The sequence below is a fragment of the Janthinobacterium sp. DSP2-3-3 genome, from assembly GCF_049897325.1.
Taxonomy (GTDB): domain Bacteria; phylum Pseudomonadota; class Gammaproteobacteria; order Burkholderiales; family Burkholderiaceae_D; genus Janthinobacterium.
Genome location: NZ_JAFCWA010000014.1, coordinates 1 through 11,975, shown reverse-complemented (window position 1 = coordinate 11,975; position 11,975 = coordinate 1). Strand labels below are relative to the sequence as shown.

Genomic DNA, 11,975 nt, shown 5'->3' with positions numbered 1-11,975 from the left:
GCGCAGAAGCCCAACCAGAGCCTGCAGGACCAAGGCAGCACCCGCTATTGCGTTTTCCTTTCCTCTTTTTTCACCAGCTTGCCATTGATAAAGGTAACGATATTGTTCGGGTCCTGTTTCGTAGGAAAATCGTAACCAGACACCGGATTGCTGACCGTGGCACAGCCTTTCGCGCCCGTGCCATAGCAGCTATGCGCACTGTATGAAGTGTTGTACACATTGATAAACTCGAATATGGAGGCGATGACGTTGCCAGGATTCATGGTCGTCAGGACAGGAATCGGATCATTTTTCATGTACGTATAGCGATACAGTTCCTTGTCCGACGACGTTTGCGTGTTCACCTTGCCGAACGAGGAATACAGATCCGTATTCGAAATGCCGGGACCGAATGCCTGCAGCGTCAGGTTCGGGTTGACAAAACCGTTACTCGCTGCAATATCCAAGCCATTCCTTGCGACAATTGCGCCACGGCTATGTGCCAACAGCAGGTTTTCCGTATCCTGGCGCCCCATCAGCACCTGCGCCAGCTCCTTGTCGCCAGCCGAGTAGCCCAATACCGGCGCCAGCAATTTTTCATAGCCAGCCAGCAGCACATCCGCAAAACCACTTTGCGTCTGCTCGATATGCATCAGGACGATGACATCCGGCTTTTTATTCTCGACATCGAGAAGCACGTTCTGGTAGGCCAGTTCCGCAGCGCGGTCCATGCCATTGCGAATGCCATTCACGGCCAGCACTCCTTTCATGGCGATGGCCTCCTCCTTGGTGATCTCTTCCTTGACAAGCAAACCAGGTTCCTTGATGCAGGCATTGCGGTCGCCTGGACAGCTCAGCTTGTAGAACTTGCTGGGTGTATTTGCCGCAATAAAGGTCTGATCCGTGTAGTAGGTGGCCTCGCCATACATGGCATTCTTGAAGCCTTGCACGATCTCGGCATTTTTCGCCAGTTCCTGGACATTCTGTTTTTCCGCCGCCGTGTGCGCCACGCCCGTATCGCGGTTCAGCGCCGCGATGGCGGCCGCGCCATCTTGCCCCGTCAGTGCCTGCTGCTGCGCATTGTCGCGTATCGTCAGCACGCCATTGCTGACGGTACTGCGCGTCAGTCCGTTCGAAGAGGCGGAATCGGAACTGTTATTGAGCAGGTTTTTCGCCACCAGCTTGCTGCCTTCGTACAGATTATCGGTGGCATTCGGCCCGCTGCCAGCGTTGATCAAGTCGGTGCCGCCCGGGCCCTTCCCCTTGCCGACATCCTTGTTGCCAGCCACCTTGTCAGCCCCCTCCTTGTTGCCCGCCTCCTTGTCTTTCTTGGCGTCCGGATCGGCAAAGCTGAAACCGCCGCTCAGCCCCATGCTGCTGGCGTCGGCCACCGAGTGATTCTTGATATCGCTCTGCGTGAGCGTCCCCGTATTCAGGCTGTTGGCGCCAGGTGCTGCGCCGCTGCTGATAATGGCGCCCTTCAAGTCCGTATTGCCGCCAACCAAGATCTGAAAACCGCCTGCACCGGCCTTGATGCCGCTTTGCTCCTGCACGCTGGCGTAATCGCTGTGCATCTTGCTCTGGCCGAAACTGGCATTCACACTGGCGCCGGCGCCATAGGTTCCACTCACGCTGACACTCTGGTTCTTGCTGTCGAACTTGGCCGTATCCTGCAAACTTTCCAGATTCAGATTGCCCTGGATATTGGCAATCACCTGGCCGGCATTCGCCACAGCGCCCTTGATCGTGGTGTCGCCACCGCTATTAATCACCAGCAACTGGCCTGCATTGACGTGGGTGTTCAGCTGGGTACTACCCTCGCCATCCTGTTTACCCTGACTGGCGCTGATGCTGCCGGTCAGGCCAAACGCCGTCCCGCTCTTGCTGATGTTGGCAGAGACGCCCGCCGAGACACTCAGGCTGGAACTTTTGGTGTGCTGGCTTTCCGTATCCTGCACCGCCAGCAGGTTGACCTGATTATCGGCGCCCAGGCGGATGATATTGCTGGCATTGAGCTCGCTGCCGAGGATATTGATGTTGCTCTCCTTGCCGCCGCCCGTCGCCGTGATGTTGATGTTCTTGCCGCTCAATATGCTGCCGCTATGCGTCGTGCTGGCCGTCGTTTGCGTCTGTTCGCTTTCCGAATGGCCATAGGTCAGACTGATACTCACGCTCGGGCCTTGCTGGGCAATCGCTGATTTGGCGTTGTTGGCGGCCAATGCGGCAGTGGCCGCAGCCATGGCCTGCACCCGCCCGTTGCTCGTCTTGCCCATGGCCTCGCCCATGCCTTGCACGGTTTGAATGGCGCTGACCACGCTGCCGCCCACGGCCAGGGTAAAGCCGTCCTGCACCGTCTTGGTTTCAAATTTCCCCTTCTCGGTATCCTGCCCTGCCGCAATCGTCACACTCTTACCGGAAAGGTCAAGGTTGCCCCCGGCACCGACATCACTCCCCTTGATATTGAGCGCGTTACCGGCGCTGATAGTCAGATTGCCGCCCACCGAACCGATCGTGCTGCGCGCCTGCCCACTTTCCGTGGTGCCATCACGTTGCTGATCCACGGTGGTCGTACGCTTGCCGTAACTGATGCCCAAACCGCCACCACCACTCAGGAATCCACTTTCCTTGACTTCGCTATGATGCAATTCATAGACGGTATTGGTCCCCGCTTCAATGCTGATATTGTTTTGCGCCACCAGGCTTGTTGCCGCATCGCTGAGAATAACGGATCCAATTACCTTGATGTCATTTCCCGCGACAAATGCCAATGTATTACCGCCAAAGGAACTGCCGATAGTGGTGTTGGTATCGACAATATCGCGTTGGGTCGTCACTTTCTTTGAAAGAAATCCGCTCTCCGTTTGCTGGCTGGCTGACTCGACATTGTTACTTGCGTTGCCGGTGACAATATTAATATCATGTCCAACGCTCACGGCCAACAAATCGCCAGCCTGTACATTGGCAGCCCTGGCGTTTACATCATTTCCTGCACTCAATACAACATTGCCCGCCCCCTGTATCTGGCTGCCAATTTCACCTGTACTGTTTTCCTTATTGTAATTCTTCGCATCATAGAATCTGCTTTCAGCGCTGGCCGTCGCCAGCGTCGCCAGGTTGATATCCCTGCCAGCACTGATCATGGTATTGCCCCCCTCGCCGGCATTTGCAATGATGCCCGCCAGCAGGTTGACGTCCCGCCCCGCTGAAGCGAGCAGTAATCCACTGCCAGTGGCGCCGTCACCAGTCACATACAGGCCCGCGATACGGTCGGCCGCCGTACGACTGGAACTGCTCTCGGCCACATTTCGGGAAGAACTATAGGTAGAGCTCGTCACATTGATATCGCGTCCCGCCGACAAGACCATCTCGCTATTGGCAGAGATCATCCCGCCAACATTATTCAAATCATTTTGTACGGTGATCGCGACAGCGCCACCGTGGATGCGCCCATTCAGATTGTCCACATTCTCCGCGTTCAACTTGACCACATTGCGTCCCGCAATCGTGCCACCGTTCACCAGATCACCAGACAGGCTGATCTCGACATCCTTACCGGCCAGCAAGCTTCCGGAACCATCCAGGTCACCCTCGCGCAAGCGCACATACACTTGCGGTACCAGCGCCTTCTCGATAGAACCGTCCGCCAAGGTGACATCCTGTTCCACCAGCCAGACAATATCGCTGGTGAGAACAGCCATTTGCCCCGGCGTGAGCATGATGCCAGGTTTTAAACCATGTTCCTTGGCAAACAAAACACCTGCATCCATCAGGGCTCGGTACTGCTGTTCATCACTCGTGTAATCGCCGGCAAAACGCTGGCCCGTCAATTCCGCAACCTGCTCGCGGACGAGGCGCTGCTCATAAAAACCATCGCCGAGGCGCTTTTGCGTCACGGAGGGGTCCATTTGCACCTGCGCCGACATGTAATCGGAACCGGTCCAGTCTCGATAACTGGTAAACCGCGAATCGGTTTCCACCAGATACCGTGCGGCCTGACCGGTATTGGTCTTGAACAGGCTGGCATTCGGCAACTGTATCGAGGGCGAAACAGTACGCACCACCTGTGCACGTCCAGACGGGTTAGCCAACGCGACCTGCGCAATACTATCGATGTGCCCCCGCGATACGCTGTCTGCTGCAGAAACCCGCACCGCGTTTCCAGTGGCTGATTGAATCGTCACATCGTCTGCCACAGCGGTGTTCGCCTTGGTCGGCCCGTTGGCTCCTGCAGCGTCTGCCGCCCGCGCTTGTGCCACGGAGGCGAGCGTCAGAGATTGTCCCGACTTACCGGTACGTTCGCTGCCATCTGCCATCACAACACCCCCAACGGTCAACGGGCCACTCTGCTTCGTGGAAGCAAGCAAGCCAGGGTCGATGTTGGCGCTTCCGTCCCCTCCGCCAACCGTATCGACATGACTGCCATGCACATTACTCGGTACGCCAGCCATGCCGGCATTGCCCGTACGCTCACTTGCACTCATGCCAGCGGCGCCATCGACACTGTGTGCGCCACCATGCCATGTGCTAGTCAGCAAAGAGGCATCGACCGCACCGGTGCCGCTCGCGCCACTCGCGGCGCCGGCTTGAACGCCGGTCACCTTGCCATATGATTCAGTTTGCCCGGCATCTCCGACGCGGGCACTGCCGTGAAAGCCGTCATGGCCAGCCACAGCGCCAACGCTCTGGCCAGCAGCACCGGTAACAGCGCCGCCAAGTTGCAGGGATGAAGCTGTGGCAGAACTGTTAGCGGCGCTGACCGTGTCGACCAGGACGCCACTTGCGCCGCCGGCAGTTCCCATCTGGCCTGCATTGCCTGTGCCTACTGCACCGTTCGGCGCCGCGCTCCCCGCTGCCGTGCCGGCGCTCTTGCCATTTGCCGCACCCACGCCTGCGACGCCCACAGCAGTATTGGTAACAGTTGTGAAAGCTACAGTGGCGTTGGCGGCGGTGGCGCCGCCAGTACCACTGCCAACACCGTCCGCAGCTTTTCCTGACGGCGATGTGTAATTGCTTTTTTGTACTGTTTCGTGGGCCGGTGCCGTCGAAATATAATCGGCCGGGTTATACGCTTCGGTACGTTGCCCGCCTCCCGAAGAACTGCCGCCCGCCCCCCCTCCTGCGCCATACATCATCGTCGTAACTGTCCCGGACTCCCGTATGAAAGTCGTGAGCATCACGTCCGGATTCCTCAACACCGCCCCCGTCATCGTCAACTTACCTCCCGTAATGACGTGACTTTGCTGATTCAAGGCATCATTTGAGGCGATGGTCAAATTCCCGCCTGCCAATACTTTTCCGGGATCAGACTCAACAATTACATCCGAACGCGAGGTACGCCTGATCACATACCGTTTGTAATTGGTCGTGGTACCGCCCGGGTAGTTGAGCGCCATCCCATAACTTGCTGACGAAGACCCGCGTGCTTCTTCACTAACGCCCGGTGTGCCAGCGCGATAGCGCTGACCATTGTATTCATACTCAATGATGTCTTCCGTACCGTTATCTAACGTCTCGACCCTAAAATGGGCATTCAGGTTTCTGAACTGGCCCGCCCCAATTTTCAGGTTCCCCAACGCTTCGATCGTCGCGCTGGCATTCGTCACCGTTCCCGCCCAGCCCGTGGCGATGCGGTTGCCGTCCAGATAGCCACCAATGGCCATGTCGCCGCCGCTGAAGATCAGGCCGTGCTCGCGGTTGTTGAGTGTGGTGACGCCGATATCGAGCCGCTCGCGCGCGGCGATGGTGGCCGCCACGCCGCCTTCCACGTCATTGTTGACGGTGCCGCCGGCTATGCTCAGATGGTCGCCATAGATGCGGCCCGTGCCGAGGTTGTTCAGCGTGCCGACGTTCAGTTGTGTGCTGATGCCATCGATCACCCCCCGGTTGTTCAGTACGCCACCGACATTGACGCGTGTCGTGCCCGCGTTGATGTCGCCCGTGCTGGCATTGTCGAAATTGGCGGCGCCCAGGGTCAGCATGCTGAGCGCCTGGATTTTCCCGGCATTGGCCAACTGCCCGCCGATGGTGATATCCGCATTGCCATTGGCCATCAGTTCTGCCCCGGCATTCAGCGTAAAATTGCCGGCCAGGTCCAGAGCCAGATCCTTCTGTGACAGCACCTTGCCGTCGCCGCTCAGGCTGCCCGCACGGATGTCGGTGCGCTGGCCGCCGATGATGGTGCCTCCCGTATTCGTAATAGCCAGGCCACGGCCGGAGCCGTTATCCAGCACGGAAACCGTGCCGCCAGCACTCAACATGCCCAGGGTATTGTTGACGCTGCCCGCGCTGTTGAGCGTCAGGTTGCCGTCCGCGCGCACCGCGCCCTGTACATTGCTGACATTGGCGCTGTTCAAGGTCACATGCACTCCTTCGATGCCCTGGTTCGCGCCCAGGGTGCTGGCATTGTCGATAGCGCCGCCCGTCACGGTGACGGCCGCGCCGGAGCGGATCAAGCCTTGCTGGTTATTAATACTGCCGCCACCCGCGTTCAGGCCGATATTGCCCAGCACCTGGATTTGCCCGCCTTGGTTTTGCAAGCCGCTCAGGGTCAGGTCCAGCGCCGACTTGCCGACGACCTGGCCGCCACGGTTGTCCAGCTGGCCTACGCTGCCCGTGATGTTGCCAGCGGCGCCCAGGTAGCCACCCGCATTGTTCCAGCTGCCCGTTTGCAGGCTGAGGCCGGCGCCGCTGCTGATGCCACCAGCGCTGCCAGGATGGCGCACGGCATACGCGCCCGCATTGGTGTTGAGCAAGGCGTTGCCGTGCGTGTCGATGACCATGGCGCCGCCCGACTGCAGCAAGCCGCCATCGTTGTCCAGTATGCCCGTCTGCAAGTTGACGGTGCCTGTGCCCGCCAGGGTGCCCTGGTTGTTGTTGAACAGCTGGCCATGCGTGTCGAGCGTGACGTTCGCGCCGGCAATGGTGCCTTGCCCGTTCCACAGGCCGCCATTGCGCAGGATGATGTCGCCACCCGCTTGCAGGGTGCCGCCATTGTTGATGGTCGCGCCGGTAGAGATCACCTGTAGCTGGCCCTGTACCGAGGCCAGCTTGCCGCCGGCGCTGTTGTCGACGCTGGCCGCGTTCACGGTCATATTGCCCGTAGCGGCCAGCAAGCCGCCCGCATTGTTCAATGCCTGCGCCACATTCGCCGTCAGTTGCCTGCCCGCCGTGGCGCTGCCGCCCTGGTTCAGCAGATTTCCTGCGCCCAGCACGACATTGCCGCCACCGGCGATGGCGCCGCCATGGCTGTTGTCCAGCACGTTGTTCGCCGTCACCGTCAGGTTGGCGGTACCGGCCGCCTGCAGCTTGCCGCCCTGGTTGTTCAGGCTCGGTGCGACAATCGTCGTGTTGCCATTGCTGGCGATCGTGCCGCCGTGATTGTCCAGACTGGTCGTCAATTGAATGGTGGTATCACCTTTACCCAGCTGCGTCAGGCTGCCGCCGGCATTGTCCAGAGTGCTACCCGTCACGCTCAGTTGCTGCGCAATGGTGCTGGCGTTGCGGTGGTCGATGACATCGGCTGTGACGACCAGGGCGCCATTGCCCGTGATCTGGCCGCGCAAGTCATTGAGCTGCGTGGCTTGCAGGCTCAAGGTGCCGCTGCCCGCGTGTTCGATCTTGCCATCCGTATTCGTCAGGGAGGCTGCCTTCAGGGTCAAATTGGCGCTGTTGACGGCGATGCGGCCGCTCGTGTTGTCCAGCACGCCCGCTGGCGATGTCAGCTCGATGACGGTGTTGCCCGTGCCTGTCTGCACGATACTGCCTTGCTGGTTGTTCAGGTTGGCCACACCAACGGCCAGCTGGCCGGCGCTGATATCGCCGCGCTGGTTGTTCCACGTCTGGCTATTCGCACCGGCCTTGATCGTCAAGGCACCCGGCGTGGTGACCACGGCGCCGCTGGTGCTGACGTCTCCCACGCTGGCCGTCAGGCTGATATTGCCAGCACTGCTGCGGCTGCCGCCGAGGTCGACACTGCCGCCGCTCAGGATGGCATTGCCTGCCGCCAATACCTGGCCATGGGCACCCAGCGCCTGCTGCGCCGTGACTTGTAAGTTGCCGCTCGTCTGCAGGCTACCATCGGCCTTCACACCCGCGCCGATCAGGCTGGCCGCGCCGCTGTCGATACTCTTCGCGCTGATCGTGTTGTTGCCTTGAGCCAGGATCACGCCGGCATTCTCCAGCGCGCCCTTCACAGTCAGTACCTGTTCTGCGCCGGCAAACAGGCTGCCGCTGTTGCGCACGCTGCCCGCCGTTGTCGTCAGATTGACGCTGGCAACGATGCTGCCCTGTTCATTGAGCAGCTCGTCCATGGTCAATTGCGCATTGCCGCCCGCCGCCTGCAATTGGCCCAGCGTATTGTCCACCTTGCCACCGGCCAACGTCAGGTCGCGCCCGGCAATAATCACGCCGCTGGTATTGTCCAGCTTGCCCGTCGCTGCCACATTGACATCTTGCGCAGACGCAATACGACCATGATCGTTGAGCAACTCGCCCGTTTCCACGCGCACGTTGCCGTTCGCTTCGATCTTGCCGCCGCTATTGTCCAGGCGCGTGCTGGCCAGTACCGTTGCCGCACTCGTGCCCAGCTGCGTGATCTGCCCCTGGCGATTGTCGAGGACGCCAGCAGAGACGTTCACCTGCTGCGCCAGCAGGCTGGCGTTGCGATGATCGATGTAATTGGCCGCCACCTGCAGCGCACCATTGCCCGTCAGCTGGCCACGTTGGCCGTACAGGTTCGTGGCGCGGATGTCCAGCACACCCTTGCCCGCATGCTCGATCTTGCCGTCGATATTCGTCAGGTCGCCCGCCTGCAGGCGCAGATTGGCGCTGTTGACGGCGATGCGCCCGCCCGTATTGTCCAGCTTGCCCGTTTCGATGACGGTGTCACCAGCGCCCGTCTGTATCAAGGTACCCTTGGTGTTGTCCAGGTTGGCAACGCGCAGGGACAATTGCCCAGCACTCAGGCTGCCGCCCTGGTTCACCAGTACCTGCCCGTTGGCGGCATTCGCCGTGATGGCCAGCAAGCCATTGGTCGACACGATCGCCTTGCTGGTCGTCACATTGCCCGTCAAGGCCGTCAAACCGATATTCGCCGCGCTGGTCTGGCTGCCGCCCACGTCAACCGATGCGCCCGTCAGTTGCAACTGGCCCGCCGCCATGTTCTGGCCACCGGCTTGCAAGGCGCCACGGGCCGTCACCGTCAGATCGCCAGCCGAGGCAAAACTGCCATCGGCGCGCATGCCTGCGGCCAGCAATCCATTACCGCTCAGACTGCCCGCCGTGATCGTCGTATTGCCCAGGGCGGCAAGCGAGCCTGTATTGCTGAGCAAGCCACCGATATTCAGGGTCTGGTTGCGCCCCGCATACAGCACGCCAGCGTTGAGCACGTCGCCGATGACCTTGGCCGTGATGTCCGTGCCCGCGCTGAGCGTGCCCTGCGCATTGCGCACGCTGGCCGCGTCCAGGCTCAAGGCGCCAGTGCCTGCCTGCAACAAGCCGCGCGTGTTGTCGATGGCACCGCCCAGGTGCAGATCGGCCGCCGCCGCGATCACGCCGTCGGTATTGACGAGTGCGCCAGTGCTGACGATGTCGGCGGAAGTGGCCGAGGTGATCTTGCCCTTTGTATTGTCCAGGCTGCCGGTCTGCACCGACAACACGCCATTGCCGGCGATTTCACCACTCGTATTGTCCAGCAATCCTGTGACGGCGACCGTCATGCCGCCCGCACCCGTCTGCAGCAAATGGCCGCCCCGGTTGCTCAAGCTGTCAGCCTGTACGCTCAGGGTCCGACCCGTGGTGGTCGCGTTGGCGTGGTCGAACAGACCGGCCTTCAGATCAACGGCGCCATTGCCGATGATGCTGCCGCCAGCGCCATGCAAGTTGGCCGCCGTGATGGCCAGGGTGCCGCTACCGGCATGCTCGATCTTGCCGCCCGCATTCGTCAAGGTGGCCGCGCCCAGGGTCAGGTCATTGCTATTGACCGCGATGCGCCCGGCGCTGTTGTCCAGCTTGCCCGTCTGAATGACGGTGTCGCCCGTGCCCGTCTGTATCAATGTGCCCTTGACATTGTCCAGGTTACCCACGTGCAGATCGAGCTGGCCGGCGCTGAGTTGCCCTTCCGTATTGCGCAAGGTATCTTGCGCATGGATCGTCAAGGCGCCAGGCGTGGTGAGCACGGCTTGATGTGTGCTGACATCACCCGCAGTTGCCGTCAGGGCAATGCTGGTCGCACTGGTCTGGCTGCCAGACAAGTCCACGCTGGCGCCCGTCAAGGCCGCCTTGCCTGCCGCCAGATTCTGACCATGCGCGGCCAGCGTTTGTGTAGTGCTGATCGTCAAGTCGCCAGACGTGCCCAGCTTGCCATCGGCCTGCATGCCCGCGCCGATCAGGCTGCTTGCGCCGCTGTCGAGACTGTTGGCTGTCAGGCTGGTGTTGCCCTGTGCCGCGATCACGCCCGTGTTGACGATGGCGCCGCTGGCGTTCAGGGTTTGATTTCCGGCCGCATACAGGCTGCCGGTATTGTTCAGGCTAGCCAAGGTGGCGTTCAGGTTGGCGCCGGCAAACACGCTGCCCGCGGTGTTGTTCAGCTTGCCAACCTTCAAGGTCGCATCGCCAGCGACAGCCTGCAATTGCCCTTTGGTATTGTCGATATCGCCACCGGTCAACGCCAAATGACGCCCTGCCGCGACCGTGCCGTCTGTGTTGTCCAGGCTGCCGATGTTCAACACGGCATCTTGTGCCGCCACGATGCGGCCTGAGTTATTCAGCAAAGTACCAGCGTTCACCAACGCACCGCCATTGCCTTCGATTTTTCCGCCCGTATTGTCGATCTGGCCCGTGGCCGTTACCGTCATCAGTCCGGTTCCCGTCTGCGTCAGACTGCCGGCGCGGTTGTCCAGGCTGCCAGCGTTGACGCTCAGTTGCCTAGCAACCGTGGTGGCATTGCCGTGGTCCAGCGCAGCAGCGGTAATGTCCACCTTGCCATTGCCCGTGATCTTGCCGTACTGGTTGTTGAACTGGCCTGCGTTGATGGACAGAACGCCCGCACCTGCGTGCTCCAGCTTGCCATTGATGTTCGTCAAGACGGTGGCGTTGAGGGCCAGGTTGGCGCTGTTGACGGCGATGCGTCCGGCCGTGTTGTCCAGCTTTCCCGTGGTGATGACGGTATCGCCCATGCCCGTCTGCACGATGTCGCCGCTGGCGTTGTTCAGATTGGCGACGTTCAATTGCAACTGACCGGCCACCAGCTGACCCTGGGTATTCACCAGCGCCTGGGCATTGTTTGCATTGGCTGTGATGGCCAGCACATTACTGGCCGAGATGACGGCTTTGTTCGTCAGTACATCGCCGCTGCGTGCGGTGATGGCGATGTTGCTTGCCCCCGTCTGGCTGCCCGACAAATCGACCGAGGCCCCCGTCAGCACGGCATTGCCCGCCGCCAGGTTCTGCCCGCTTGCTTGCAAGACGCCATCGACATTGATGGTGAGATCGCCTGCCGTGCCCAGGCTGCCATCGGCTTTCACACCGGCGCCCAGCAAGCCGCTGCTGGTGACTTTGCCAGCGGTAATATGGGTGCTGTTGACGGAGGCAATCGACCCTGTGTTGTTCAGCAAGCCACCGACCGTCAGTTGCTGGTTGCGGCCTGCATACAGCAGGCCGGCATTGTTCAGGTCAACGCTCACTTTCGCCGTCAGGTCCTTGCCGGCGCTGACCGTGCCCTGCTGGTTCAGCAAGGACGCAACATCAAGACGTAAATTGTCCGCTTGCAACACTCCGCGCGTGTTGTCGACAGTGACCCCGCCGACGTGCAAGTCGCGGGTACCCGCAATCACGCCATCGGTATTGTTCAGTACACCCTTGCTGACAATGTCCGCCGACGCAGCGGACGTGATACGGCCCTTGTTATTGTCCAGCACACCTGCTTGCAGACTCAGCAAGCCCGTACCTGCATGCTCGATCTTGCCATTCTGGTTCGTGACCGTGACGGCATCGATATT

1 protein-coding gene is annotated in these 11,975 nt (G+C 60.6%); it reads right to left on the bottom strand.

Going from position 1 to position 11,975, the window contains the following annotated elements; genetic code table 11:
- Positions 1-44 precede the first annotated feature (44 nt).
- Positions 45-11,915, bottom strand: a complete 11,871-nt coding sequence (locus ACP7DE_RS23425) for a hemagglutinin repeat-containing protein (RefSeq protein ID WP_426074338.1) — start codon at positions 11,913-11,915, stop codon at positions 45-47.
- Positions 11,916-11,975: the final 60 nt, after the last annotated feature.